Below are 25,171 nucleotides of genomic sequence, written 5' to 3'. Positions count from 1 at the left end.
GGAGGAACGCATGTCCCAACTTTTAGAGCCCTTGCAGCAGGTGCAGCAGTTCACCATGCTGCGCCGCGATGGCGTCAGCCTCGTCCTTAGGCATCTGCCAACGGGCCTGCCCTCCGTCCTGCATTGGGGTGCGGACATCGGGCCCTTGGAGAGCGGTGACCTCGACGCTTTGGTGCTTGCCAGCGCTCGCCAAACGCCGCCCGGAACGCTCGACGCCGCGTGGCAGCTCAGCATTCTGCCGCAGGAAGGTGATGGCTGGGCAGGTCGACCCGGGTTGGTAGTCACCCGGGAGGGCGCGCCGGTCTTTCCGCGGTGGACGGTAACCGACGTCGATGCCAGCGACTACGAGGTGGAAGTCACTGCCGCTGACATCGCCAACGGTCTGGAAATTCACAGCGCGCTTGCCTTGACGCCAGGCGGGGTGGTCACGGTGGTGCACCGCCTGGTGAACCAAGGAGCGGCCGCCCTTGACGTCCATTGGCTGGAAGCAACCATGCCCGTGCCGAAGACCGCAGACTGGCTGACCTCGTTTTCCGGTCGGTGGACGCGGGAGAAAGCGCCCTTCACGATCGGGATGCCCAGGGGTGCGGTCAGCCGGGAAACAAGGCGCGGCCGTGGCGGACATGATGCTCCGCACCTGGAAATCGCGAGCCTTGATAAGCCTAAGAACCGGACCGGGGAGATGTGGGCCGTCCACTTGGGCTGGAGCGCCGACTGCACGTACCGCACGGACCGGATGACCGAATCGGTCACGCTGCTGGGGGCCGGCGAACTTCTGCGTGCGGGCGAAATGCGGTTGGCACTTGGCGAAAGCTACAGCACACCTAAGGCATGGTTCGCGTGGTCCGATGCCGGGCTTGATGGCTTGTCTTCCCGCTTCCACCAATCCCTGCGCTCGCGGGAGCAGCACCCGGCCAGCACCCGGCCTTTGGTGCTGAATACCTGGGAGGCCGTGTACTTCGACCACGACCCGGCCACGCTGACACGGTTGGCGGAACGCGCTGCCGAAGTTGGAGTCGAAAGGTTCGTCCTCGATGACGGTTGGTTCATGGCCAGGCGTGACGACACCAAGGGATTGGGAGACTGGACAGTGGATCACGCTGTTTGGCCCCAGGGACTGGGTCCTTTGGCGAAACGCGTCCATGAGCTTGGAATGCAGTTCGGGCTGTGGTTCGAGCCCGAAATGGTGAACCTGGACTCGGATCTTGCAAGGAAGCATCCTGACTGGCTGCTGCACAATCCGGACCACGTCTGGCAGTCTCCGAACGATTTGTCCTGGCGTACGCAATTTGTTGTGGATCTGGCCAACGCCGGCGCCTATGAGCACATCCGCGGTCAAATGAGCGCGCTCATTGATGAGCTTGGAATCGACTTCATCAAGTGGGACCACAACCGGGACCTCGTGGAACCTGTACATGCGGGCACGGTGGGCGGACCTGGGAAGCCGGGCACCCATGAGCACACATTGGCGGCCTACCGGCTGATACGTGAGCTCAAGGAAACCCACCCTGGCCTGGAAATCGAGTCCTGTTCCAGCGGAGGGGCGAGGACGGACCTGGGCATTCTGGAGTTCGCGGACAGGGTTTGGGCCTCGGACTCCAATGACGCTGTGGAGCGGCAGGACATCCAGCGGTGGACCCAGTTGCTGTTGCCCCCGGAAATGGTGGGAGGCCACGTTGGACCCACCACTTCCCATAGTTCAGGCAGGACCGTGGACTTCTCTTACCGGGCCGCCACCAGCTTGATGGGCTCCGCAGGCTTTGAGTGGAACCTCCTGGAATGCAGCCCTGAAGAGCTTAAGACTGTGCGGGGCTTCGCTGCCTTATACAAAGAGCTCCGTCACGTGCTGCATACAGGAACGTCGGTACACGGCGATGTCCTGGACCCTGCCTTGCGGGTGACGGGAGCCGTCCTTCCGGATAAGAGCGAGGGAGTGTGGACCATCGCCTCAGTGGCGACTCTGGAAGACGCCCTGCCGGAGAAGGTTCGTTTGCACGGATTGGACGTTTCCACGCGCTATCGCGTCCGGCTTCGCAAGGAATTGGGCGAGGCCCGCCGCGGCTGGATCACGCCGCCTTGGGTGTCAGCAGGTGAAGTGACGCTTCCGGGGAGTGTCCTTGTCCGGGAAGGCTTGCAGATTCCCTTGCTGTGGCCAGCCCAAGCGCTGGTTCTGCACGTGCAAAGCGTCTAGCCGCCTGGTGGTTTTGGCGCCCGGCGGTCTAGGCGCCGTGTGGTTTTGACGCCCGTGGTTTAGGCGCCCGGTACGGGTGCGGGGTCTCCCTATGAAGGTGCAGGCCCCGTACCCGGCCATTCCGACGTACTGCCGCGCCGCACTATGCGGCCAGTGGGTACGTGCACCACGGTCTGGACCGCCCCGGCATGTGTTTTCATCAATACGTCCGCCACCGTCTGCCCCAGTTCATACACGTCCAGACTGATGACCGAAAGGGGTGGAGAGGCGAGACGACAGTTGGGCCCGTCATCCCAGGCGAGCAAGGAAACGTCCTCAGGTACGTTCAAGCCCAGGTCTTGAACTGCGCCCAATCCAGCTACTGCCATCATGCTGTTTTCGTAGATCACAGCACTGGGAGGCTCGGCTGCCGACAGTATCTCCCGAGTTCGTTGCCGACCCGATTCAGCCGAATAGTCGCCCTCTGCAGACAGACCTTTGATGTTACGTTGGGCAACAGCCTGATTGAAGGCCGTGCTCCTGGACTTTGTGTGGTGAAGGTGTCCCGGTCCGGAAACACGTCCGATCACTTTGTGGCCCAAACCCGCGAGGAAGTCCACGGCCATCTCCATGGCTCCGGAGTTATCCACGTCCACCAAGGATGCGCCGGCGGTCGGTGGGCCGCCCAGTATGACCACGGGCAACCCGAGCTCCAAGCACCGCTCCGCGCGGGAGTCATCGTCTTGGGAGTCCACAATTACCACCACATCCACGTCACCGCTTTGGGCCCATTGCGGATAGGCGTTCAGCTCCTCCTGATAGGAACTGAATTGGCGCAGGAAGGCCGTCGCTCCGTGCCGGTCCAAGGCCTCTTCCATGCCGGTCAACAGTTCCTCAAAGAACGGATCCGTGCCGTGGGGGCCATTCTTGCTTTGCACTGCAACCCCGAATCGTGGTGGCCGGGGGCTTGCCGATGCGACGTTGTCCATGTGCTAAGTATGGCTTTGACCGGCAATACTTAGCACATGAGCCGAGCCCTGAAGCGTCCATGACCGTCCTGCATTCCTCGTCCATCACGCCAACCAGCAGGGCTCTGATCCTTGACCGGGTCAGGGCCGAGGGTCCAGTCAGCCGGGTCGAACTCGCTGAGCGAACGGGCCTGACGCAGGCTTCCATTTCCAATCTTGTCCGGTCCCTGCTGGTGGAGGGGCTTTTGGTGGAGACCGGGGAGCGCACCTACACCGGGGCCAAAGGCAAGCCCCGGGTCCTTCTCGGGCTGAATCCACGGGCCCGCTGCAGCGTGGGGGTTCAGCTCGGTGCGGACTGGATCGTGGTCCTTGTAACGGATGCGGCAGGTTCTGTCCTGGCGCGGACGCGCGTCAGGGGTGCGCGGTCCAGAACTCCGGAGGAAGTGGTTGAAGACGTGGCTGACCATGTGACCGTCCTGCTCCGTCTGGCGAACGTGGACCGGAGCGTCGTGGCCGGCATCGGCTTGGTGGCCCCGGGAGCCCTGGACGTTGACTCCGGCTCGATACTGGTTTCTCCCAGCCTCCCGTTGTGGCAGGGATTCCCTGTCCGCGAAGCGCTGGGGAAGGCCTCGGGCTTGCCTGCCTTGCTGGACAATGTTGCCACTGCTGCGGCAATGGGCGACTTTTGGAGCGGCACCATACCCAACGCCACCGCACACTGCACGCTTTACATGGGCGCCAGTATCAGCGCCGGGTTGCTGATATCGGGAGCACTTTACCGGGGTGCCAGCTCAAACAGCGGTCCCCTTGGAAGCGTACGTTTCCAAGGGGACCGAAGAGCAGGGCTAACGCTGGAGGAAGTCGCGGGACCACGAGCTGTTGCCGAACGAGCCAGGGCCGCCGTTTCAGGCGGACGGACGACGACGGCAAAACTCACCAAGGACAACGATCCCTTCAGTGACTTCGCAGCCATTGCAACGGCAGCCGTCCATGGTGACCCCTTGTCCATGGAACTTGTCCGGGAGTCCGCGGATTTCGTGGCTGATGCAGTACTCGCGTTGGTGAATATCCTCGATTTGGATTCTGTGACGTTCGCGGGCCCATCGTTTACGACTGCAGGATCGCTCTACCTGCCGGTGGTGGAGCAGCGGCTCCGCAAGGAAGCCTTTGCCTCGCCCAAGCATGGGGTAACAGTCAGGTTGTCCAGTCAGGTCACTGATGCTGCATCCGTTGGCGCTGCCGCCCTCATGCTCCAGCAGAGCCTGAACCAGCCCGTTGTTCCCCAGCCCGCTTAGCCAGCCTTCAGCTCGTCCAGGTAAATCGTCCCGTTGGTGGAATGCCCTTCAGGTACTTGGTTGATGAATACATTGAACTGGGACAGGTCCTTGAGGTCTTCGGCGGTGATACGCCGCTCAGCATTTGCCGTATCCCAAGGTGCTGGCCGGAAATCCGCAAAGGGGATACTGATGGTTTGCCCTTCCGTGCCGCTGAGGGATGGGTAAGCCTCGTAGGCGACGCCGCCGCAGACCAGCTGGAGAACCAGCTTTTGCTGGGACCCGTCCGGCCGCAACCACAAGGACAGTGCGTTGAAGCCTGACCAGTCACCATCAATGCGTCGGGTGATTCCCGTGTAGTTCTGCAATCTGAAGTCGTAGTCGAACCGCAACGAACGTTCTCCACTTCCAACAGGGCTGGTGGAAAGCGAGATGGTGTTGGCTCCCACCGCGCTGTATGTGGCACGAAGTTCGTGGTCGTCGGCATACCCTTCAAAATCGTCCACCACTCCGAGAGCCGCTGGAGGCTTTGCGCCGAGGACGATTTGCTGCTGTGCCGTGAGCGGGTCCTTCCCCGGCAGCTCCGCTGTAACGGCAAAGCTGGTCCGCTGGTTCACCAAGGCAGTTTCAGGCACAGTCAATGTGCCGGTGAAATAGCCTGACTCCGCGTCGTAAGCCAGTGGGTGTGTGGTTTGGTCATCGCCCCACGTGAACCACACAGTCTTGGGTTTTGCGTCGCTGACACGGACACGGACGGTGGTTTCCGTCTCCGTAATCCGTGACCCATCAACAGGTGACACCACGTGCATTGCAGGGGCGTGGCTGAACGTCTTGACCTTTCGCTGCCATACGTCACTCCAAGAGGCGTCCTTGCTGAACACTGTGAAGTCATCTGCTGCGAAGGCACGGAAATCCGTCAGCATTTCGTGCTCCGCCAGCTGGCCCGTAGCCGGGTACGGAACGAAAAATTGATCAGTACCGTAGTTGGTCCATGTCAGCATCCAGGCCATCCTCCTGGCGGCAGGATCGGCTTTGAGGGCGGCGAGCACGTGGCTGTACCAGCTGGGATCCGGGTTCTGCCCATTGGCTTTGAGGGCCCCGCTGACACCGAATTCTGTCAGTGCTGCCACTTTCCCTCGTTCATCAGCGAGGCGGGAGATCATGCCGAGGTCCGCCACGAGTCCATCCAGCCACTGCTGGGAGCCGCCGGAGCTGTCGTAGTTGTCGTATCCGAGGACGTCCACGAAGTCATCGCCAGGATACGTGCGCATGAAGACATCGTTGGTTCCGCTGAATCCACCGCCTGGTGAATATGCGTACAGGAAGTTGTGGACACCCTTGATGTCCCTCAGGTACTCAACGGTGTAGCGGAACAGCTCGATGTATTGGGCGGATGAGGCGTGGGCGGCGCCCCACCAAAACCAGGAACCGGCGTTTTCGTGGAAAGGACGGAACACTATGGGGATTGCACTTCCGTCATCGGCAACTGCCGCCTTTGCGAGTCGGGCTATTCTGTCCAGGTAGTCAGTGAATTGCTGGTTCTTATCGCCCCCCGGCATGATCCGCGGAACCACTCCGCCGTCGGTGTCGTTGAAGGCGCCGCCCGTGACGAAGTTGTCCATATGGGCCGAGAAGGTCTGGACACCCCCGATTTTGTCTGCCGCCTTGACCAGTTCCAGAGTGTGCTGGAGGTTCTCCTCCGGCGTTGGGCTGCCCGGTGCTGAACCGTTGCCGTCGTGCCCGAAATCCCAGCCGAAGACAGCAGGGTGATCTCCTGTAGCCGACTTCACATCAGACTGAAAACCGTCGGCACTCCCAGCGGGAAACGTCACGCCGAACTCTGTGTCCTGCTGGTGCCCGAACAGGATGCCTTTGCCTTGTTGGGAATGCAGGTAGGAAAAAAGCGCTGCGGTACGGGGAGTTGCATCGGGATCTGTGAGGGCAAGCCGTTGCGGAGGGCCGGAACTGCTTTCGGTGGACGGGGTGACGGCCATGGCGCCAGTAGAGGTTGAGGCTGCGAGGACAGCTATGAGCAGGGTCGCGCCGCACTTACGGAGGCGGCGAAGAAGTTCACTTGAAGGTTTCAATGTGGTCCTGTCTTCTTTGGGGATGCGGCTGTGCATCGCCATCGCCCTCACATTAGGTGATTAACTTAACTTGGTAAAGTTATTTCTGAATACGAGTGAAGGAGGACATTTCTTATCCTTGGTTATCCATGGCCTCCGCCCTTCCTGGCCATTGATGGTTCCGCACCTATGATGAACATGACTGGCGCCTTACCTGGCGCGGAAATGAGGGTCCTTCAATGTTCGCCGTCCCGGCACCCCCGGTGCGCCATCAGCAACTCCTGGTCACCATCTTCGGTCTTTATGGCAGGAATGCCGGTGATGCGCTGCCGGTCTCCGCACTGGTTTCGATGCTCGGTACGCTCGGCTATGACGCGCCAGGTGTGAGGTCGTCCGTTTCCAGGCTTAAGGCAAAGGGTGTCCTGAAGAGCGTCCGCGAAAGCGGCATTGCCAAGTACAAGATTGCCGAATCGGTGAGCGACGTCTTCCGTGAAGGTGATCGGCGGATCTTCGCCCCCGAACAGCCAGCTCCCGTGGATACGTGGGTGCTCGCCGTGTTCTCCGTGCCCGAGTCGATGCGGAACCGCCGGCACCAGCTGAGGTCCGCCTTGTCCAGCCTGGGATTTGGGTCCGTGGCTTCCGGTGTATGGATCGCTCCGGCACACAAGCTGGAGCAGGCTCGCGAACGCCTCACTGCCAGCGGGCTGATCGAATTCGTGGACCTCTTCCGCAGCGACTATGTTTTCGATGGCCCCATGCGGCCCAAGATCTCCGAATGGTGGGATCTCAAGGAACTCGATGAACAGTTCACGGAGTTCCTTGAGATCTACCGGGGCGCCGAGCAGCAGTGGATTGACCTTGTGGGAACCGACCCTGAGGCGGCCTTGGCTGATTCCACGGCCGAAGTGCGGCGCGACGCTTTCCGCTACTACATTCCGATGCTCACCCTGTGGCGCAAGTTCCCTTACCGGGACCCCAACCTCCCGACGGACTACCTTCCGCCAGAGTGGCATGGGCCGGAAGTCCGCCGAACCTTCCAGGCGGTGCACCGCCTCGCCGCGCCGCTCGCCGCGGCACACGCCCATGAGGTCATCAGCGAAGCCTTGGACCCTGTCCTGACGTAGCCGTTGGTGCGGGCTTAGTCCTTAGTCCCGGCTTAGTCCTTGGTCCGGGTTTAGTCCTTGGTTCGGGGCGCGTCGATGACGCCGAAGATTTCTCCCTGGGGCGCCTGCAGGATTGCCATCCGACCCATGGGGCTGTCCATGACTGGCACCAAGGCCGAAGAGCCGAGTTCCACAGCTGTTGAGACGGTTCGATCCACATGGTCGCTGGCAAACCAGGCCAGCCAGTGATTCGGCGCGCCCTCGGCCATTTCGGTGTCGTGCTGAATGCCGCCCACTTCTCGGCCGTCAGTGGCCCGCTTGGCGGTTGCGTAAATGAATCCGTCCTGGTCGATGTCCTGGTAGGTGAAGCCAAAAACATCGGCATAGAAGGACCGGGCCAGCGCATAATCGCGGGTGTGGAGTTCGTTCCAGCACAACGTGCCGTGCTCGTTGACGCGCTCTGCCCCGATATGGCTTCCCGCCTGCCAGATGCCAAAGACTGCACCAACGCTGTCCGCGGCAATTGCCATGCGCCCCGAATCCATTACATCGAAGGGAGGAGCGATGAGTTGGCCACCAACAGCCGCTACTTCTTTGCACGTGGTGTCAACATTGTCCGAGGCCAGATACGTGGTCCAGGCAGTTGGCATGTTGGAATCCTGCTTGGGGCCCAGTCCCGCAACAGCCTGTCCATCCAGTTGGGCCAGTAGATAGCCCCCGGCTTCTTCGTCTCCGGAGAGGTAATCCCATCCAAACAACTCCGTGTAGAAGGCCTTGGCGGCAGGGAGATCATCCACGCCCAGATCCACCCACGCGGGTGTTCCTGCAGGCCATTTCTCGGTTTGGGTAGTCATAGCAACTCCTTGGGTTCGGGGCTTAATTGGCGCGGCTGCCTCCCGGAATGCCCTATGCGCCGGGCTTCCTGGGAGGCAGCCACTCCCTTTGTGCGTCCAGCGTCCAATTCGTGATGCGATTCGGGCCCCAAATCGTGGCCGCCCCCGTGGAGCGGTAGTCCCACAGCAGCCCAGTACAAAGGAAGCGGCAGGCGTAAGCCGCCTGCCGCCGTCGTGCGTGTTCTGTTGTGAGATGGTGCGGTCTATCAGACGGTGCGCGTCGCCTTGGCGAGGTTGTCGCGAAGTTCGTCCGCGTTCTGACGGATGACGTAGGCCGGGCGGTCGCGCTCGACGCGCCAGCTGTCTTCGAGCGGCCCGATGTTGACGGTGTCGAAACCGAACTCGTCGTACAGCTTGGTCACGAGTTCGGCGGCCTCCGGGAAGTCACTGGCTGTGGCCAATGCGCGGCGGTTGGGTGTGCCGGCAGGGGTGCCATCGGTAGTGATGTCCTTGGCGAAGATGTGGTTGAAGCCCTTGGCTACCTTGGACGTGGGCAGGTGCTTCTGGAGCAGGCCCGAGGTGGTGGTCTCGCCGTTATCGAGCGCGGGAATACGGCCGTCGCGCTCCCAATAATAGTTGTTGGTGTCGATGACGATCTTGCCTTCCAAAGGCCCCGCCGGGATGTCCTGATAGTTCTTCAGGGGAACGGTCACGACGGCGAAATCACCTGCCGCTGCTGCCTCAGCCGCCGTCGCGGCCCGGGCCCGCGGGCCGAGTTCGGTGACCAGTTCCGCGAGGGTTTCCGGCCCCCTGGAATTGCTGATCACGACGTCGTACCCAAGTTCCACGGCTTTGCGCGCAACCTGGCTGCCAATGTGTCCTGCACCGATGATTCCGATTGTTGTCATACTCCCGCCAACAAGATGTTGCAGGCGCGTATTTCCGGCGTTACGGAATATGTCGAAGGGCGCCGAGAGTTTCCGTGAATGGCGGTGATAAGTAGGCTTACTAAATGTCTACTCCAGCGAACTCAAGCTCCAAGAAACGCGGTGTCCTCTTCGACGTCGATGGGACGTTGATCGACTCCAGCTACTTCCACGCCCTCGCCTGGTGGCAGGCCTTCAGGCGCGAAGGCTTGGACATCCAGATCTCCGACATTCATCGCAGTGTCGGAATGGGTGGCGACAAGCTGGTCCAGCACCTGGTTCCGGACTGTCCGGAAGACATGCAAAAGGAATTGAAATCCGCGCACGGAGCTGTGTTTTCGACATTCTGGCCGTCATTACGCGCCTTCGACTCCGCCAGGGACCTCCTTGCAGCCTGCTCCGATTCCGGGCTGGCGGTTGGGCTGGCGTCGTCAGCGCAAGAGCGCGACCTTGACGTCAGCAGGCGGCTCCTCGACGCCGGTGGGTCCATTGACGCGTGGACCAGCTCCAATGACGCGGACGAAAGCAAGCCTGCCCCGGATATCCTCCTGGCGTGCCTGAAGAAGTTGGAACTCGATCCAGCGGACGTCGTCTTTGTTGGCGATGCTGTCTGGGACGTGAAGGCTGCTGCGGCAATTGGCGTTCCCGCTATCGCCCTCACCTGCGGTGGTATCAGCGAGGGAGAACTGCGTGACGCAGGCGCCGCGGAGGTCTACGACAATCCGCGGCACTTGCTGGAGAATCTGGAAAGCAGCGCCATTGGAAGGCTGACGGCGGCGACGCTCAGTGGTTAAGAGACGCTCAGTGGTTAAGAAGCGTGGCCGCCCGCGCCACCGGGTTGAGTAGCATTGCCCCCAATTGACCAGCAACGGAAGGAAGTCGCGTCATGCAGCAGTATGTCGTCCTGCAAGTGATCCTTAAGGAGAAACTGTTGGGAACTGGTTCGGGCAATCTGACCTCCCTGGAGAAAGCCATCAACGATCAGGCCGCGAAGGGCTACCGGCTCCACACCATCACCACGTCGAGCAGCGGGAGCAAGGGGATGATCGGTGGCGGGGACCGCATTCAGGCAACGATGGTGTTCGAACGCCTCGGATAATTGGACTTCGTCGACAAGCTGGGCGTTCGGACGGCCATGGTGGACCGACTTGCGGGCGAGGATGAGATGATGACCAAAATGGTCGCAAGGATGGCACAAGCGTACCGAAAGCGGTACGCTTTTGCCGTGAGGCTGACTAGTTCGTACCGGCAGATCCTGAGGGAACTTGCCTACGACACCCATGGCGTCATCACAGTGGCCAACGCGCGCGAAGCAGGAGTACCGCCCGTGGAGCTCCGGAAATTGACTGCGCGAGGAGCCCTGCGGCGCATAGGGCACGGCGTGTACCGGATGATCGAAGCCCCTTCGAGCAACCTCGACGAGTTCGCTGAAGCCGTAGCCCTCGGAGGAGAAGAAGCTGTACTCGCCGACGAATCTGTGCTCGCCGCCTACGGCTTGGGTCAGGTCAACCTCCGCAAAATCAGGGTGGTCACCCCTCGGAGGGTCCGCAGCCGGCTCCCGGACACGGTCGAGATTGAACAGCGGAAAGTGCCTCTTTGGGACAGCGGCTACATTGAAGGTATTCCAGCCATGGGTGTGGAAAGCGCCCTGTTGGGTTCTCGAGGACGAATCATGACTGAGCGTCTGGTCGATGCGGCCCGCAAAGCGGAGCAGCGTGGTCTGCTCGATTCAGCAGCCGCAGCCCGCGTCATCAAAGAATTGGAAACATCTTGAGCACACCACCGAACGACAATCAGCCAGAGGAAATCACTGCGCCCAAGAATGTCCGGTATTTAGAGGGCAGGATCGCAGAGCTCGCAAAGGCCGAGAACTCGACCGTCGCCAAGCTCAAGTCCCTAGTAGCCAACCTGGCGGTGTGCCAAATGCTGCCCCCATCAGCGGTGAAGGGCGGCACTGGTCTAAAGCTACGGCTTGGCGAGAACCTCACGCGTCAAACCCCTGATCTGGACACCGCCTTTCGCGGGAACATGCAGAATTTTGAAGAGCAGTTGCGAAAGAATCTTGCGGCTGGTTGGGGAGGATTCACCGGTGCGGTTGTGCCGGGAACTCCTCGCGCACCAGAGAGCGTGCCGACCGCCTACATCATGCAGCCTTTCGCGGTGAAGCTGCAGTACCGAAACAAGTCCTTCACGACGGTGGAGCTTGAAGTCGGCTTCGACGAGCTTGGAGCAACCGGAGATCTCACGGAGACAGCACTCTCGGCGGAATTGATCGACACCTTCATGGCCCTAGGGCTCCCTCGACCGAATCCGGTGCCTGTCCTACCCCTCCACCATCAGGTATCACAGAAACTGCATGCGTGTACCGAACCCGGAAGCCAGCGGGCCCACGATCTGGTGGACTTGCAACTGTTGGCAGGCCTTGCCGATGACGTGTTGGTGGCCGAGACGGTGGAACGGCTCTTCCGATTCCGGCGCCAACACGACTGGCCAGCCATGGCAGTATCGACCAAGGAGTGGGACACTCTATATGCCGATGCCGCCCTTGGCCTGGAGGAAGTAGTGCTTCCCACTGTCGGCGATGCCGTCCAATGGCTGAACGGTGAATACATTCCGCGGATCGTGGCAGCAGGAAAAGTTCCTAACGCTGCAGATTGACGCAAAAGCCTCGGAGCTCGTGGTGCTCGGGGGCTTCGGCGTCCGGCACCTGGTACGGATCGCTCTACGACCGCCAAACTATGCTTTGAGGGCTCCCGGTATCCCGTTGAGGCGAAGGGTCGTCCCCGTGCGCAGATGAGGTAAGTCAGCGCTGCCGTCTCCGGTTCGCTCGAGGAACGTGACCTGCTCTGTCCAGGTCAGCTTGCTCCTCCCTGTTTCCGCATCCGCCAAGGTCACTGTTACAAGCGATGCCCACCGGGTTACATCGTCCACGATCGCTTCATAGACGAAAACGATCCGGCGATCGGGAATGATGTCGAGGTAGCGCGAACGATTGCGCAGTTTCTCGGCCTGCCCGTCTAGCATGACGAAAGTGCTGCTCGCTTCCTCACCGCCGCCAATGTGGAAGTCGTGATCATAGACGGACCCCGTTCCTGGCATCCGAAACCATTGCCGGCGCAACCGATCATCCGCGAACACGGCGAAGAGGTCCGCCCGGTTCGCATCGAAATCGCGCGTGATACTGAAAGTCTCGTGCCTCACGTCCGAAGGCTGCTCACCACTCGTTTGGTCGGAAGGGTGCGCATCATCCAACTCAGTCATGTCAGCCAACTCTCTGTTCTCTCATCACGTATCTGTAGGAACAGAGGCAGGCCGCAGTTGCTTCCCGCGTTTGATCACAGCCTGACGGCCGCGCCTGGCCCCGTCTAGAGTTCCTCGTCCCGCACTTCCTCATTCCGGCCGCGTCCTCGAACCGCCCAGATGATCAACGCAATGACGATGATCGCAGCAACGGCTGCCAGGATCCACGGCGTGACGTCGGTCCGGGTTTGTTCCTGGGGTTGGGACTCTCCGGTCCCTGGGTTCGCGGGTCCGCTGCTTGCCGGGTTGGACGTGGTTTGCCCGCCGGACGATGGAGCTGGGTTTGTGGGTGTCGCCGTTGATGGGCCGGAAGGATTGCTGGGCGAGGCCGACGGTGTGGAGGTGGTGGCAGCTACGTGGCCTTGCAGGGCGGCCGGGTTTGCTGCGTTTGCTGCTGCCGCGATGGACAACATGGACCCGGTGAAGAGGGTCAGTGCCAGCGTTGTCAGGGCTAATCTACGAAGCATCGTTTCTCCTGTGGGATAGGGCGTGTCCGCGAATCCTCATAGTAGTAAGCATACTGACTAACAAAGAAAATGGGATGGGGTCGCCCCTAGACAAGGGGCGACCCCACCCGAGGAGCTAGCGCGTTAGCTTGGCCGAATCCGGTTCCGGATCGCCGATATGGCCCGGAGCGTTGGCTGCCAGGACACGCTGGACAAACGCGCTGTATTCCTCCATATAGTGCCGCAGCAACCCTGCCGTACCTTCGTCCTTAACCGAGCCGTCGTCGTCGTATGCGTCCGCGACGAAGCGAATGTAAGCCTCCGGGGCATTCAGCTGAGGCGCGTCGAGGAAGCTGAGCACGCTGCGCATGGAGGACTGCATCACCGCAGTTCCGATGCCACCAGGCGACGCGCCGATAATGCCGGTCGGCTTCCGTGCGAAGGAGTTGCTTCCCCACGGCCGTGATCCCCAGTCGATGGCGTTCTTCAATGCGCCTGGAATGGAGCGGTTGTACTCGGGGGAGACGAAAAGAATGCCGTCCGATGCGGCGATCGCGTCCTTCAATTCCCTGCCGGCAGGCGGGAAGTCGGAGTCATAGTCGGAGCTGTACAAGGGGAGGTCCCGGATGGCGATCTCATGGAACTCCAGTTCCGGAGGCGCCACGCTGATGAGCGCCTTGGAGAGGACCCGGTTGATCGAGGTACTAGAGAGGCTTCCGACGAAATAGCCGATTTTGAATGTGTCCATAGCGGCGTTCCTTCCCGACGGCACGGCCGGAACCGGCTCGTCGACGGTGTGGACGCTGGTTGCCCCAGCTTCCACCGACCCTAATGGACTTGTCCACATAGCGCACCCCCCTACTCCCGTCCGGACCCTTGCGGCCATAGACTCATGCCAACTGGTTCCGGAGAGTTCCCGAAGAGGGGTGGCGGGTGAAAGCAGGCATAGCGCGCGAGGCACTCGACGGCGAGCGCAGAGTGGCAGCCACGCCCGAAACGGTCAAGCAATTGACCGGGTTGGGCCTTGATGTTGAGATCGAGTCCGGAGCGGGGCTTGCCTCCGGACACAGCGACGATGATTACCGGCAGGCCGGCGCTTCTGTTGTGCAGTCCTTGGATCTCGGATCCGTAGACGTTTACTGCCACGTGCGTCCCATGGAACCGTCGACGGCGGGAGCTCTCCGCGCGGGTTCAGTCACCGTTGGTTTGGGGTCGCCGTCGTCGGAGTTGCCAACCGTCCGCGCGCTCGCGGCAGGTGGCATCACCTCCTTTGCGCTGGAACTGGTTCCCCGGATCTCGCGGGCCCAGTCCATGGACGCCCTCACCTCACAGGCCCTGGTGGCTGGATACCGCTGTGTCCTTGAAGCCGCGACGCGCCTGCCGCGGTTCTTCCCCTTGTACATGACCGCGGCCGGAACTATTCCGCCGGCGCGAGTCCTGGTGCTGGGGGCAGGCGTGGCCGGACTCCAAGCGATCGGCACTGCCAAAAGGCTTGGCGCGCGTGTTTCAGCCAATGACATCAGGCCGGCCTCGGCAGACGAAGTGGCTTCCATGGGTGGGACTTTCATCAAGCTGGACCTTGAAACAGCCGAAGCTTCAGGCGGATATGCGCGCGAGCTCAGCGCAGACAGGGGTGCCTTGCAGCGTGCGCTCCTGACCCCGCACGTAGCGCAGGCAGATGTCCTCATCACCACTGCTGCCGTCCCCGGACGCCGGGCACCACTTCTGGTGAGCCGCGAAATGGTCCAGGGGATGCGCCCAGGATCGGTCGTAGTAGATCTGGCGGCAGAGTCAGGCGGAAACGTGGAAGGCAGCATCCCCGGGCAGGACATCCACATCCCCACCGCTGATGGGCAAGGCGAAGTGACCTTGGTGGGGCTCAAGGACCCAGCGTCCGCGATGCCCGGCGATGCCTCACGCTTGTTCGCCAAGAACGTGGCCAACCTGATCGCATTGATGACCCGGGACGGAGTTGTAGCCCCGGACTTTGAAGACGAGGTTGTGGCGGGAACCTGCCTCACTCACGATGGCGAGGTGCGGCACGGGCCAACAGCTGAGGCACTCGCGGCGCTCGCGGGTGAGACCGGCCCCTTTGGCAGTGCCCACACAGCGGCCAACCCTGGCAGTGAAGGAGCGCATTGATGGATGGCATGAGTCTGCTGACGATCACCGTACTGGCAGTTTTCGTGGGCTTCGAGGTCGTCTCCAAAGTTTCCAGCACCCTGCACACACCCCTCATGTCCGGGGCAAATGCGATCCACGGAATCATCCTCGTGGGTGCCATCATTGTCGCGGGCCAGGCCTCTGATCCCTGGGTATTGGCGGTCGCCCTGCTGGCTGTTGTCCTTGCCACTGCCAACCTTGTGGGCGGCTTCGTGGTGACCGACCGCATGCTGGAGATGTTCCGCGGGAGGCAACGGCCGCCGTCGCCAGTTGTTTCATCCGAGGATCATGCGGGTAAGGAGCTCGGCCGGTGACTCTTCTGGATCCCACCTGGACAGCTCTCCTCTATCTCGCGGCCGCAGCCTGTTTCATCCTGGCGCTTAAAGGTCTGAACTCACCGCGGACGGCACGGCGTGGAAACCTCATTGGGGCGTTCGGAGCCTTGTTGGCTGTCGTCACAGTGTTCGTCTCGGTGAAGCTGGACAACGTTCCGTGGATCGTTGGGGCAATAGCTCTGGGATCGGTGGTGGCCGCACCCGTGGCACGGCGCGTTCAGATGACGCAGATGCCCCAACTCGTGGCCCTGTTCAATGGTGTGGGCGGGGGCGCTGCCGCGCTCGTGGCATTGCTGGAGCTCTCGCATACAGGCGATGCGTGGGTCCGCCTGGCCATTGTGTTCACGCTGCTCGTCGGGGCCGTTTCCTTCGCCGGTTCTGGAGTTACGTTTGCCAAACTGCAGGGGCTGATGACCACCCGGCCGGTGACGTTCCCGGGCTTGCCTGTGCTCATGGCCGTGGTGTTGCTGGCGGCAGTGGGCGCAGGGGTTGTGGTGATACTGAACGGTTCGCTGCTGCTCGCGCTGGCGCTGCTGATTCTTGGGCTAGTGACCGGTATCCTGCTGGTCCTCCCGGTGGGTGGCGCCGACGTGCCTATTGTCATCTCGCTGCTCAACGCCTTCACCGGATTGGCTGTGGCCGCATCCGGATTGGTGCTGGGCAACGTACTCCTGGTGGTGGCCGGCACCCTGGTTGGGGCGTCCGGCACCATCCTCACTCGGGCCATGGCCGCCGCAATGGGCCGCAGCGTTGCGGGCATCATGTTCGGTGCCTTCAAGGGTGGCTCCACGGCTGGGTCCACTGCGGTTAGTGAGCGCCCGGTCAGATCCTCCAGCCCGGAGGATGTTGCGGTGCTGCTCGGGTACGCCCAGCGGGTGATTATCGTTCCCGGGTACGGCTTGGCCGTGGCGCAAGGCCAGCACACGGCCGCTGAGTTGGCCTTGGCTTTGGAGGCACGCGGGACAGAGGTGGACTTCGCCATCCATCCTGTTGCCGGACGCATGCCCGGGCACATGAACGTCCTACTGGCCGAGGCAAACGTGCCGTATGACTCGCTGAAGGAAATGAGCGATATCAACCCGGAGTTCAAGACGGCCGATGTTGCTTTGGTGGTGGGTGCCAACGACGTAGTGAACCCTGCAGCCAAGACCACCTCCGGCTCGCCGATTTACGGAATGCCAATCCTGGAAGTAGCTGACGCCCGGCAGGTGGTATTCCTCAAACGGTCCATGCGTCCTGGATTCGCCGGCATAGAAAACGAACTTCTCTACGAGCCCCAGACCACGTTGCTGTTCGGCGACGCAAAGGATTCATTGACCAAGGTGTTGGGCGCAGTAAAGGCGCTCTAGGAGGATCGGCCCTCTAATTTCGGGCCCTAATTTTGCGTCACGTTCCGACTGGTGAAGCCACATCTTTTAAACAGAAGTCTGCCCAGAAAGGCGACTGCAGAAAGATGCATGGCTAGGAGTCATCGATTGCAAGACGATATGAAGGATTCGACGCCGGATTCCCGCTTCGACAAACCACAAAGCAAGAGGGTGACAGATTGGAGGCCACTCGTTGGCCTGGACGTTCAAATCTGGCGCGGCAACAAGATCGTGGACCAAGGCCTGGTGGAAGCGGTGACCGCTGACGGCGACGTTTTATGGCTCAAACAAGAGGGAGCAACCAACCGTCGGCTTGTCATGAAGGAAGCCGGAACAGGGCTTCGGGTACGGCTCATCACCTGAGCACAAAGCCGGGGTGCCCGGCCTCGCACCCTTCCCGGCCATCCGCCGTCGTCCTAAGCTGAACCGTACGAGTTACCCAACCCATGCCGAACCGCCACATCTAAGCGAGGTTGCGCCATGACCGTCAAACTCAACAAGAAAGCATTCGACAACGCGAAGCACCTGATCCGCGACGGGAAGATCGTCAAGGACGTCCGGGATGACTGGAGCGAGCATGCCCCGTCCACCCAGGACGAGAATAAGTTCCTGGAGAAGCACGGCCAGGCGGAGTATTCCAAGTGGTATCTCGGTGTGGACGACGATCACCCGGATGACCAAAAGGGCCACTACAAATTCCCCTTCGGCGACTTCAAGAAGATCCACAGATGTGCGGTCATCTCTGCCGAGAGCCGTGCGGCGCAGAACGACTATGACGATATCCGGGATGCGCTCGGCAAGCTGCTCGAACGCATCGATGAGGACAACGAGGATTAGCGTACGGCGTCAGCCAGCAACCGCCCCCATTTCGGGTCCAGCAATGGAGCTCCGGCAAGTTTAAGTGCATGCCAGAGTGTCACTGCCACGGAATCGAGTACCGGGACGCCTGTTCGGGCTTCCACGTCTGCTGTGATGTTGGCTCCATAGAGGTTGGTGCACAAATAGACCAAGGCATCGGGATGAGCTGCAGCCAGCTCCAATGAACCCGGCAGCATTTCCTCATCAGTAACGCGGCCAAAGGATTCGTTATCGGTGAGATCAAGGTGCCGGTGATCGATCGTCTTGATGCCTTCTTTGGCATAGGACGCGATCACGGCCTCATTCACGTCTGCGGTGTAAGGCGTGAACAGACCAATTCGCTCGGTGCCAAAGGACGAGAAGGCCTCCAAGTAGGCGAGCGTGGACGTGGTGGCCGGTATGCCTGTGGCGTCGGTGATCTCACGGACCAAGGCGTGGTCGTGGGAAGCGCCGAGCCAGGATCCGGACGTGCCGTTCCATGCAATAACGTCCACGTTCGCTGTGGCCAGCAACTCGGCGGCGGCGCGCATCACGGAGGAATCGAATTGCTTGTCCGAGGAGTCGTCCAAGGCAATCCGGGTGACGGGGATGCGGGTTGAATGGATGGTTACATCCTGGCGGTCGCCAAGAATCCGGTAAGTCTGCGGCTCGAGGCAGGTGTTGGAGGACGGCACGATCATGCCGATGCGGATGGGGCGGTTGTTTGAAGGCATGGTTGCTCCTAAGCGCTAAGGGATTCGGCAGAAGGAATGACGGGAACGGAGAGGGCGTCGCGGTGTTCCGTGAAGCCATTGCGGGGCACGAAGCGACCCACCGGCCCGGGATCGTGGAAACCTGCTTCATCAAGGACCACCCGTCCCGCGGAGATCACCACTGCGGGCCAGCCGCTGAGTGTCTTCCCCTCAAAAGGCGAGAAATCCGTCCCCATGTGCAACGCACCGCCGTCGACCGTTTGCTGTGAGGCGGGATCGAAGATCACGATGTCGGCATCGAAGCCTTCCACGATCGCGCCCTTTCGCGGGACTGCATTGATCCTGGCGGGACCTGCGGAGAAAACCTCAACGAAGTCCTCCACAGAGCCGCCCGACTCCGTGACCAGTGCCGTGAACGTCACGGGCATGCGGGTTTCCACGCCGGGGAGGCCGTGCGGCATGTAGCGGACATCGTCCGTGCGCTCGAGTTTTTGGGAGAGGTCGTAGCAGGAATGGTCCGAAGAAACTGTGTGGATGGCATCGGCAGCAAGCCGATCCTTCAAAGCGGCCACCGTTTCGGCACTGCGCATCGGCGGGCAGCACGCGTACCATTCCGGGAACGCGGAACCATAGACGGTGTCGTCCAAGGTCAGGTAGTGCGGGCACGTCTCCGAGTACGCCTCCTGGCCGCTCTCGCGGGCTTCGGCCACGAGGTCCACGGCACCCGGAGTCGACTGATGGACAAAATAGACGGGCGCTCCGGTGTACTGAGCCATGGCCAGGGTTTCCTTGACCGAGATCTCTTCGGCAAGCTCGGGCCTCGTGCGGTGCAGATGCTCGATGCCGATGCGGCCGTCCGAGGCGTGCTGCTCAGTGCAGTCGGTGATGATGGGATCGTGCTCTGCATGGACGTACGTGAGGCCATCCAGGCGCACCATCTCGCGCATGACCTTCAGGATGGTGTCACCATCGGCCATGGTTGAGCCGCGATTGGTGGTGTACATCTTCACGGACCTGACGCCCTCGGCTGCAAGCTGCTCGAGCTGCCACGGAACCGTCTCATCCCACGTGACAACAGCGCCGTGCAGGGCAACATCGCAGCGGGATTCGGTGGCGAGGCGCTTCTTGTTCAGGACCGCTTCGAGCGGAGTCTCCTGTGCATCGCGGGGGATGCCGAAATCGATGATGGTGGTGGTGCCGCCCCAGAGCGCCGCCGTTGATGTGGTCCGGTAGTCATCCAAAGTGCGGAATCGGCCCGTCACTTGGGCAACATGGCAGTGGCCGTCGATGCCGCCGGGGATGACCAACTGGCCATGGGCTTCAATGGTTCGTGCGGCCGCGGGAATGGGTTCGGCAGCGTCAACGAGCTGGACGATGCGTCCGCCGTCGACTACGACATGGGCGGCTTGCCTGCCGAAACTGTTGACGACGGTGCCGTTGGCGATGACGAGATCGGGGAAGTGGGACATCGTTGTCCTCCTTGTTCTTGGAAGTTTTTAGCGGGACGGGAGGGCGGGCGATGCCGGAACCGGCGCGGAGGAGAGGTGCGCGGAGTGGGCTGCTGACTGGGCCGCGGACTGAGCACCGGTCAGGGCAGCGTCGAGGTTTTCCGAAAGACCCTGCCGTAGCTTGACCGGTGGCGCTGCGAACGAGCCGCGCCGGTGAACGCCGGACTTCAACGCGACCACGGCCTCCGTCATGCGGATCCCGGCGGAAATGCCGTCCACCACGGGCACGGGGATCTGTCCTTCGAGCTCCCGGGCAAGCCCTGCGAGCGGCGCACCGGCAAGGATCACGACGTCGGCGCCGTCCTCAGCGACGGCCTGCCGGCTGAGCGCCAGCAGGGTTTCCTTGAAGTCTGCCTGCACCRACCCTATCGAGTTCAAGCTTTGGTTGATGGAGCGGATGGAAGCGAGACGGCCGCCAAAACCGAAGCGTTCCACGCAGTCCAGGTACCAGGCCTGGATACGATCCGAGATGGCAATGATCGAGAACCGGTGGCCCTGCAAGGCCGCAGCGCACAGTGCCGCCTCCGTGATACCGATGACCGGTACGTCAACGAGTTCCTTCAGCGCAGGCATTCCTGGATCTCCGAAAGCAGCCACAACGACGCCGTCCACAGCGGCGCTGTCGCGTTCCCGCCCAAGGCTGGCGCCGCCGTCGTGCGCGTATTCGGCGATCAGCTCAGCCACTGCGCCGGCCGCGATGAGCGACTCGAAGCGGGTTTCGATGTATTCGACGCCGTGCCCGGCAGTCCGAACGATCAATTCGGTGTCCGGCCCGGCTGAGCGCAAGGCCTCGGCCTCGATCAGGGCTGTGACGTCGTCACTGATGTTGGGGTTGATGACCAGGAGTCTCATGGTTTTTTCCGTTGCAGTTTGGGCTCAGTGTGGCTGGAATCCTCGGGGAACTGTTCGCGGTACTTGCCGATGTGCGACGCCGATTGGAGAGCGGCCCGGTCAGGGTCAGCACTGGCGATAGCAGCGTACAGGTCGCGGTGTTCCTGGATGAGTTCCGGGAGATCGCTGACGTGGCGGAACAGCCAGTGCATGCGACCCTGGAGTGGTTCCAGCGCGGAGCGGAGAAAGTCGTTGTTGGCGATTGCCGTGATGGCATCGTGGAAATCGCTGTTGGCGCGGTGGGCTTCCAGGATGGAGCCCTTGGCCAGGCAGCGATCGGCCTCATCCAGCAGGCCGGCGAGGTGTTCAAGATTCTGGGTGGTGGCCCGCTTGGCGGCCAGCCGGCAGGCGAGGACTTCCAAGGATTGACGGACGTCGAAGAGGTCCTCCACATCCTTGGGGCTCAGGCCGCTGACTTCGGAACCACGGCCGGCGCGGTCCCGGATAAGTCCTTCCTGCCGCAGCATGCGCAGTGCTTCGCGGATGGGCAGTCGGGAGACGTTGAATTCGGCGGCGAGGTCGCGCTCCACCAGCCTGGTGCCGGGCGCATAGTGCCCCTCAAAAATCCTGGAACGGAGCGTGTCACGCACTGACTCCCGGAGGGGGCGGTCAGCGATGTTCGTGTCTTCTGCGGCTAGCATTTCCAGCTCCATTTCGTGATGTGTGAGGCAGTGCGCCCGGCGACCAGGTGGGCTTCCGGCCATCCGGCGGTTCAGGACCGTCCGGCCGGCCCGGTCAGGCGAGTTAGACCGGGAGTCGCTTGTTGTAATCCAGGACCAGGACGGAGATGCCCATGATTACGGCGGATCCAACAAAGTACAGCAGAGCCCAGGTGTAAGAGCCTGTGGCCCCGACAATCAGGCCTACCACAATCGGGGTGACGAATCCGGCGATGTTGCCGCTGAAGTTCATGGCCCCGCCTAGCACGCCGGCATTGGTGCGACCGCCCAGGATGGACGGGATGGACCAGAACAGGCCAACCCAGCGCAGGAAGAACAGGACTACCGAGAGAAGCACGACGGCGGTGATCGGGTCTGCGACGACCGTGACGCCTACGAGGCCGCCCACCACTACGACGCTGGAGATACCCAGGAGGGTGCGCATGACCCGGTTGGCCGAAGCACCGGACGCCCGCCATTTGTCGGCGATGATGCCACCGAGGATTTCGCCGACGAACCCGGCGCCGAAGATCACAAACGTGGACCAGCCGATGGTCTTCAGATCGAAGCCCTTGGCTTGAGCCAGGTACAGCGGGCCCCAGGTGAGCAGGCCGTAAAACACGCCGTTGAAGCCGAGCCAGCCGAAGCACATTGCCCAGAAGGAACGGAACTTCAGGTAGGGCAGCAGGGCGCGCTTACCTTGCGCACCTTCCTTGGCAGCTTCAGCGTCGTCCTCGGCGTGTGAAGCCTCGATGTAGTCAGCTTCAGCGTTGTTGACACTCTTGTGCTGACGGGGGTTGTCGCGGACGTACCACCAGACGGCCAGGCCCATGAGAATCGTGAGGGCGCCGGCGATGATGAAGGACATCCGCCAGCTGCCGGTGGAGGCAATCAACCAAGTGATGAGGATGCCGCCGAGGCCAGCACCCAGCGGAGCACCGGCGTCGAGGATGGTGGCGCCACGGCCACGTTCCTTCTTGTGCATCCAGATGGCGTTGAGCTTACCGCCGGCAGGCATGACGCCTGCCTCCGTCACGCCGATGCCCAGGCGGGCGATGAACATGCTGAGGAATCCGCCGGCGAAACCCGAGGCGGCGGTAGCGGCGCCCCAGCCAATGCAGGATGCGGTGACCACTTTGCGTGGGCCAAACTTGTCGATCAACAGACCGACGGGGATTTGCATCAGGGCATAGGTCCAGAAGAATGCCGACAACAGAAGCCCCACAAGCTCGGGCGGGAGGTTGAATTCCTTCTGGATGATGGGCAGGGCTACGGAGATGGATCCACGGTCAATGTAGTTGACCGAGACAAGGACCAGGAGCAGGATGAAGAGCTTCCAGCGGACGTTGGTGCGTCGCTGCACGCCGTCCTTGCCGGTTTTGGGCTCGTTTTCCTGGTTTTCCTGGGTTGCCAGTTGGGTGTTTTGGGGAGACACAGCTTCTCCTTCAGAGGAGTCAACAGGGGTGGAATGTCTTGGGGTATGTCTTTGGGGGATGAGCCGGGGCGCGATATCGCTTCAGCTGGATCCGTGCCGGCGGCAACTGTTGCGATCCCTGCCCTTTTGGTGGCGGGGGCCGCAGCCGGTAGCGGGTCTATTTGGGATCCCGTTTTGGGATCCCAAAATCTAAGTTAGATGTGACGGGCGGCACGGTCAAGAGTTTTGGTATACCCAATCTGGAAACGGAATGTGACTGGGCGGGCTGGCGGGCGAACGCTCCTGCCCGGTTACTCCTGCACGGACGCGCGAAAACCCGGCCTTTCCTGGGAAATTCCGGGCTTTCGGGGCGGTAACTGGGAAGGGGTGCTGATTAGCGCTGGTATGCCGAGCTTGGGGATGTGTCAGGACTGTATGCCAAAATCTCCGCGAGCTCAGCAAGCCGGTGCGCGCGAGCCGACTCGGCCGGGGTGAATGGCTCGCCTGGGCGGGAGAAGACCAGAGGTCCATGCCATGCTGTTGGAATCTTGAGGATGTCCGTTGAAGGCCCGACGCCGGCACTCGCCTCGGGTGCCGGATTCTCTGGATCGTTGGGAACTACTTTCGCGGACAGCAGTTCGGCGACCGCGTGTGGAAGCTCATTCGGATTCCCGGCAATACGGGTGGCGAGGCTCAGCGCCTTGGTTTGGCCATCAGCCATGGCGAGTGCCGTGGTAGGCCACACGTGGGACTCACGCCCGCCGCCGTCGTCGAGCGCTTTCAGCAGTTCACGTTCGGTGACCTCCCCCGGAGCGGAGAGGACGAACTCATCCATCACTATTTGCGAGACTTCTGATCCGTCGCGAGCCGGGCCGTCCATCGGGTGAACGTGAATGCTGAGGATATTCGTCTCCAGCTTGGCCAGGGACTGGGTGATTTTCTGCAGGGAACCGGGTTGGTCCCGCAGCGTGACCCGAGCACGCCACAAAGACGGGGCCGCATGTAGCTTGTGCCGCTGGCGGAGGGCAGGGGCATGCAACCAGCGGCGGAGGACCTTGGCGGCCGACGGTTCGGCCACCCAGATAACCAGCACTGTTGCAGTCACGGTCAGGAGCAGGACCTTGGCCACATAGGGGAGATGAGTTTCCACAACCGCGGCGTGAACCAGCAGCTCAATGGGAAGCATCACCGCGATGTTGGCCAGGGTGAGCCGGGCCTTGGGTGGTTCGGGCAACTGTCCGCAGACATCGCATCGGAGGTCCGCGGTGACGGGAGAGCTCGCTTTGGGCTTCATGATTTCATGCTGCCCGACGCCTGTTTCGTGAGGGTTGCCTGCGCGTCACGTTTCTGGTTACTGGCGTCGAACGGCTGAATTCCTGCCCACTTACTACCTGCCCGCACCACGCTGGCAACGCAAAAGCCCGGCGTTCTCGCGGGGAGAACGCCGGGCTATGTGAAGCAACCGGGAAGGAGCGCTCGGGGAATTTGTCTTAGTGGACGGAATCCGAATCCAGATCCGAACCCCGTCCGGTGCCACGATGGGCCGCTGCATCCTTCAGGAGGTCGCGGATTTCGGCCAGGAGGGCGGTGTCAGCCGGCAGTGGCTCTTCTTCGGGTTCCTCGGTGGAGAGGCGGTTCTTGACCATTGAATTGATCTTGTTCATGGGCGCTACGAAGATGAAGTAGACCACTCCGGCGGTGATCACGAAGGTCACCATTGCCGTGAGCACGGCACCAAAGTTGATGAACGTAGCGGGGTTGTCCTGCCAGATCCGGAAGCCCAGACCGTCGGCGTTCACGCCGCCCGCAGCCGCGATGACGGGGTTGATGATGTTGGTGGTGAAAGCCGCAACGAGTGCGGTGAACGCACTGCCGATGACCACGGCAATAGCCAGTTCGATCACGTTGCCGCGAAGTATGAAGTCCTTGAAACCCTTAAGCATGGAAATGTCCTCCGATTGGGTGCGGGTGTCTGGCTCAAGCAGAGAACAAACTACCACTCCAAGGTTTCAAAAGGGTGTCAACGTGATGTGAGAGAGGGATGCCGGGTGCGGTCGTATGGTTTTGTGAGACAGCTTGATGGGAGCTTCAGTTCAGATGACCACGCCCAGAAGAAAATACGATGCGGCTTTCCGTGAGGATGCTGTGCGGCTTGTTTTGTCCACGAACCGGTCGGTGAAACAGGTCGCCGAGGAGAT

At 61.6% G+C, this 25,171-nt stretch carries 27 protein-coding genes; 13 read left to right on the top strand and 14 right to left on the bottom strand.

Going from position 1 to position 25,171, the window contains the following annotated elements:
- The first annotated feature begins 10 nt into the window (after positions 1–10).
- Complete coding sequence (locus AC1DCM_RS04460; protein WP_477517440.1) at positions 11–2,191, top strand: alpha-galactosidase; 2,181 nt, start codon at positions 11–13, stop codon at positions 2,189–2,191.
- An 89-nt stretch (positions 2,192–2,280) separates the two neighbouring features.
- Here AC1DCM_RS04460 and AC1DCM_RS04455 read toward each other — a convergent pair whose 3' ends face one another.
- Positions 2,281–3,108 carry a LacI family DNA-binding transcriptional regulator gene (locus tag AC1DCM_RS04455; RefSeq protein ID WP_477517439.1) on the bottom strand — a complete coding sequence of 276 codons (828 nt, stop codon included), beginning with the start codon at positions 3,106–3,108 and terminating at the stop codon, positions 2,281–2,283.
- Between the two features lie 110 nt (positions 3,109–3,218).
- On the opposite strand from AC1DCM_RS04455, the gene AC1DCM_RS04450 reads away from it, so the two are divergent.
- Positions 3,219–4,433, top strand: coding sequence for an ROK family transcriptional regulator (locus AC1DCM_RS04450; RefSeq protein ID WP_477517438.1), 1,215 nt, complete (start codon positions 3,219–3,221; stop codon positions 4,431–4,433).
- On the opposite strand, the gene AC1DCM_RS04445 is transcribed toward AC1DCM_RS04450, so the two are convergent.
- Positions 4,430–6,499, bottom strand: a complete 2,070-nt coding sequence (locus AC1DCM_RS04445; RefSeq protein WP_477517437.1) for a glycosyl hydrolase — start codon at positions 6,497–6,499, stop codon at positions 4,430–4,432. The genes AC1DCM_RS04450 and AC1DCM_RS04445 overlap by 4 nt on opposite strands.
- Before the next feature lie 218 nt (positions 6,500–6,717).
- On the opposite strand from AC1DCM_RS04445, the gene AC1DCM_RS04440 reads away from it, so the two are divergent.
- Entirely contained in the window at positions 6,718–7,602 is an 885-nt protein-coding gene (locus tag AC1DCM_RS04440; RefSeq protein ID WP_477517436.1) for a PaaX family transcriptional regulator, read from the top strand.
- Positions 7,603–7,652: 50 nt separating this feature from the next.
- On the opposite strand, the gene AC1DCM_RS04435 is transcribed toward AC1DCM_RS04440, so the two are convergent.
- On the bottom strand, positions 7,653–8,435 hold the full coding sequence (locus AC1DCM_RS04435; RefSeq protein ID WP_477517435.1) for a VOC family protein: 783 nt from the start codon (positions 8,433–8,435) through the stop codon (positions 7,653–7,655).
- Between the two features lie 245 nt (positions 8,436–8,680).
- Positions 8,681–9,322, bottom strand: coding sequence for an NADPH-dependent F420 reductase (locus AC1DCM_RS04430; protein WP_477517434.1), 642 nt, complete (start codon positions 9,320–9,322; stop codon positions 8,681–8,683).
- A gap of 104 nt (positions 9,323–9,426) precedes the next feature.
- On the opposite strand from AC1DCM_RS04430, the gene AC1DCM_RS04425 reads away from it, so the two are divergent.
- The 4 genes from AC1DCM_RS04425 to AC1DCM_RS04410 all read left to right on the top strand — a co-directional run bounded on the left by AC1DCM_RS04425 (position 9,427) and on the right by AC1DCM_RS04410 (position 11,998).
- Entirely contained in the window at positions 9,427–10,134 is a 708-nt protein-coding gene (locus AC1DCM_RS04425) for an HAD family hydrolase (protein WP_477517433.1), read from the top strand.
- 92 nt (positions 10,135–10,226) lie between these two features.
- Entirely contained in the window at positions 10,227–10,439 is a 213-nt protein-coding gene (locus AC1DCM_RS04420; protein ID WP_477517432.1) for a DUF4177 domain-containing protein, read from the top strand.
- Positions 10,440–11,114, top strand: coding sequence for a type IV toxin-antitoxin system AbiEi family antitoxin domain-containing protein (locus AC1DCM_RS04415; RefSeq protein ID WP_477517431.1), 675 nt, complete (start codon positions 10,440–10,442; stop codon positions 11,112–11,114).
- Positions 11,111–11,998 carry a nucleotidyl transferase AbiEii/AbiGii toxin family protein gene (locus AC1DCM_RS04410; protein ID WP_477517430.1) on the top strand — a complete coding sequence of 296 codons (888 nt, stop codon included), beginning with the start codon at positions 11,111–11,113 and terminating at the stop codon, positions 11,996–11,998. The genes AC1DCM_RS04415 and AC1DCM_RS04410 overlap by 4 nt, the downstream gene beginning before the upstream one ends.
- 78 nt (positions 11,999–12,076) lie before the next feature.
- Here the strand turns inward: AC1DCM_RS04410 and AC1DCM_RS04405 are convergent, their stop codons facing one another.
- From AC1DCM_RS04405 to AC1DCM_RS04395, 3 genes are all read right to left on the bottom strand, one after another.
- Positions 12,077–12,601, bottom strand: a complete 525-nt coding sequence (locus tag AC1DCM_RS04405; protein WP_477517429.1) for an SRPBCC domain-containing protein — start codon at positions 12,599–12,601, stop codon at positions 12,077–12,079.
- A gap of 104 nt (positions 12,602–12,705) precedes the next feature.
- Positions 12,706–13,107, bottom strand: coding sequence for a hypothetical protein (locus AC1DCM_RS04400; protein ID WP_477517428.1), 402 nt, complete (start codon positions 13,105–13,107; stop codon positions 12,706–12,708).
- Positions 13,108–13,222: 115 nt separating this feature from the next.
- Positions 13,223–13,834, bottom strand: a complete 612-nt coding sequence (locus AC1DCM_RS04395; protein ID WP_442004825.1) for an NADPH-dependent FMN reductase — start codon at positions 13,832–13,834, stop codon at positions 13,223–13,225.
- A 185-nt stretch (positions 13,835–14,019) separates the two neighbouring features.
- On the opposite strand from AC1DCM_RS04395, the gene AC1DCM_RS04390 reads away from it, so the two are divergent.
- The 5 genes from AC1DCM_RS04390 (at position 14,020) to AC1DCM_RS04370 (ending at position 17,788) form a co-directional block, all read left to right on the top strand.
- Positions 14,020–15,228: a Re/Si-specific NAD(P)(+) transhydrogenase subunit alpha gene (locus AC1DCM_RS04390; protein WP_477517427.1), complete on the top strand. Its 1,209-nt coding sequence runs from the start codon at positions 14,020–14,022 to the stop codon at positions 15,226–15,228.
- Positions 15,228–15,563, top strand: coding sequence for an NAD(P) transhydrogenase subunit alpha part 2 (locus tag AC1DCM_RS04385; RefSeq protein ID WP_442004823.1), 336 nt, complete (start codon positions 15,228–15,230; stop codon positions 15,561–15,563). Before AC1DCM_RS04390 ends, AC1DCM_RS04385 begins: the two co-directional genes overlap by 1 nt.
- Positions 15,560–16,933 carry an NAD(P)(+) transhydrogenase (Re/Si-specific) subunit beta gene (locus AC1DCM_RS04380; protein WP_477517426.1) on the top strand — a complete coding sequence of 458 codons (1,374 nt, stop codon included), beginning with the start codon at positions 15,560–15,562 and terminating at the stop codon, positions 16,931–16,933. The genes AC1DCM_RS04385 and AC1DCM_RS04380 overlap by 4 nt, the downstream gene beginning before the upstream one ends.
- A 126-nt stretch (positions 16,934–17,059) precedes the next feature.
- Positions 17,060–17,314: a hypothetical protein gene (locus AC1DCM_RS04375; RefSeq protein ID WP_442004821.1), complete on the top strand. Its 255-nt coding sequence runs from the start codon at positions 17,060–17,062 to the stop codon at positions 17,312–17,314.
- A gap of 117 nt (positions 17,315–17,431) precedes the next feature.
- Entirely contained in the window at positions 17,432–17,788 is a 357-nt protein-coding gene (locus tag AC1DCM_RS04370) for a hypothetical protein (RefSeq protein WP_477517425.1), read from the top strand.
- Here the strand turns inward: AC1DCM_RS04370 and AC1DCM_RS04365 are convergent.
- The 7 genes from AC1DCM_RS04365 to mscL all read right to left on the bottom strand — a co-directional run bounded on the left by AC1DCM_RS04365 (position 17,785) and on the right by mscL (position 24,916).
- Positions 17,785–18,522 (bottom strand): maleate cis-trans isomerase family protein, encoded by a 738-nt coding sequence (locus tag AC1DCM_RS04365; protein ID WP_477517424.1) that lies wholly within the window; start codon positions 18,520–18,522, stop codon positions 17,785–17,787. The genes AC1DCM_RS04370 and AC1DCM_RS04365 overlap by 4 nt on opposite strands.
- A gap of 8 nt (positions 18,523–18,530) precedes the next feature.
- On the bottom strand, positions 18,531–19,970 hold the full coding sequence (locus AC1DCM_RS04360) for an amidohydrolase family protein (RefSeq protein ID WP_477517423.1): 1,440 nt from the start codon (positions 19,968–19,970) through the stop codon (positions 18,531–18,533).
- Positions 19,971–19,997: 27 nt separating this feature from the next.
- A complete protein-coding gene (locus tag AC1DCM_RS04355) occupies positions 19,998–20,861 on the bottom strand; it encodes an aspartate/glutamate racemase family protein (protein WP_477517422.1) in 864 nt (287 codons plus the stop codon).
- Positions 20,858–21,541, bottom strand: a complete 684-nt coding sequence (locus AC1DCM_RS04350) for a GntR family transcriptional regulator (protein WP_477517421.1) — start codon at positions 21,539–21,541, stop codon at positions 20,858–20,860. Before AC1DCM_RS04350 ends, AC1DCM_RS04355 begins: the two co-directional genes overlap by 4 nt.
- Before the next feature lie 103 nt (positions 21,542–21,644).
- On the bottom strand, positions 21,645–22,994 hold the full coding sequence (locus tag AC1DCM_RS04345) for an MFS transporter (RefSeq protein WP_442017300.1): 1,350 nt from the start codon (positions 22,992–22,994) through the stop codon (positions 21,645–21,647).
- Between the two features lie 373 nt (positions 22,995–23,367).
- A complete protein-coding gene (locus AC1DCM_RS04340) occupies positions 23,368–24,267 on the bottom strand; it encodes an amino acid-binding protein (protein ID WP_477517420.1) in 900 nt (299 codons plus the stop codon).
- Positions 24,268–24,463: 196 nt separating this feature from the next.
- Positions 24,464–24,916 carry a large conductance mechanosensitive channel protein MscL gene (gene mscL / locus AC1DCM_RS04335; protein ID WP_442004813.1) on the bottom strand — a complete coding sequence of 151 codons (453 nt, stop codon included), beginning with the start codon at positions 24,914–24,916 and terminating at the stop codon, positions 24,464–24,466.
- A gap of 136 nt (positions 24,917–25,052) precedes the next feature.
- Between mscL and AC1DCM_RS04330 the strand changes: the two genes are divergently transcribed.
- Positions 25,053–25,171: transposase (locus AC1DCM_RS04330; protein ID WP_477517623.1), on the top strand; the 119-nt coding region annotated here is incomplete at its 3' end.

Source organism: Paenarthrobacter sp. 10N417 (genome assembly GCF_056394745.1).
Note: the sequence above shows the minus strand (reverse complement) of the source record. Positions and strands in the feature narration are given on the sequence as shown.

Coding starts and splice junctions, on each gene's coding strand:
- AC1DCM_RS04395 (WP_442004825.1), bottom strand. CDS start 13,834: ATGGACACATTCAAAATCGGCTATTTCGTCGGAAGCCTCTCTAGTACC.
- AC1DCM_RS04350 (WP_477517421.1), bottom strand. CDS start 21,541: ATGCTAGCCGCAGAAGACACGAACATCGCTGACCGCCCCCTCCGGGAG.
- AC1DCM_RS04405 (WP_477517429.1), bottom strand. CDS start 12,601: ATGACTGAGTTGGATGATGCGCACCCTTCCGACCAAACGAGTGGTGAG.
- AC1DCM_RS04385 (WP_442004823.1), top strand. CDS start 15,228: ATGGATGGCATGAGTCTGCTGACGATCACCGTACTGGCAGTTTTCGTG.
- AC1DCM_RS04430 (WP_477517434.1), bottom strand. CDS start 9,322: ATGACAACAATCGGAATCATCGGTGCAGGACACATTGGCAGCCAGGTT.
- AC1DCM_RS04425 (WP_477517433.1), top strand. CDS start 9,427: ATGTCTACTCCAGCGAACTCAAGCTCCAAGAAACGCGGTGTCCTCTTC.
- AC1DCM_RS04400 (WP_477517428.1), bottom strand. CDS start 13,107: ATGCTTCGTAGATTAGCCCTGACAACGCTGGCACTGACCCTCTTCACC.
- AC1DCM_RS04420 (WP_477517432.1), top strand. CDS start 10,227: ATGCAGCAGTATGTCGTCCTGCAAGTGATCCTTAAGGAGAAACTGTTG.
- mscL (WP_442004813.1), bottom strand. CDS start 24,916: ATGCTTAAGGGTTTCAAGGACTTCATACTTCGCGGCAACGTGATCGAA.
- AC1DCM_RS04365 (WP_477517424.1), bottom strand. CDS start 18,522: ATGCCTTCAAACAACCGCCCCATCCGCATCGGCATGATCGTGCCGTCC.
- AC1DCM_RS04435 (WP_477517435.1), bottom strand. CDS start 8,435: ATGACTACCCAAACCGAGAAATGGCCTGCAGGAACACCCGCGTGGGTG.
- AC1DCM_RS04440 (WP_477517436.1), top strand. CDS start 6,718: ATGTTCGCCGTCCCGGCACCCCCGGTGCGCCATCAGCAACTCCTGGTC.
- AC1DCM_RS04460 (WP_477517440.1), top strand. CDS start 11: ATGTCCCAACTTTTAGAGCCCTTGCAGCAGGTGCAGCAGTTCACCATG.
- AC1DCM_RS04360 (WP_477517423.1), bottom strand. CDS start 19,970: ATGTCCCACTTCCCCGATCTCGTCATCGCCAACGGCACCGTCGTCAAC.
- AC1DCM_RS04340 (WP_477517420.1), bottom strand. CDS start 24,267: ATGAAGCCCAAAGCGAGCTCTCCCGTCACCGCGGACCTCCGATGCGAT.
- AC1DCM_RS04450 (WP_477517438.1), top strand. CDS start 3,219: ATGACCGTCCTGCATTCCTCGTCCATCACGCCAACCAGCAGGGCTCTG.
- AC1DCM_RS04370 (WP_477517425.1), top strand. CDS start 17,432: ATGACCGTCAAACTCAACAAGAAAGCATTCGACAACGCGAAGCACCTG.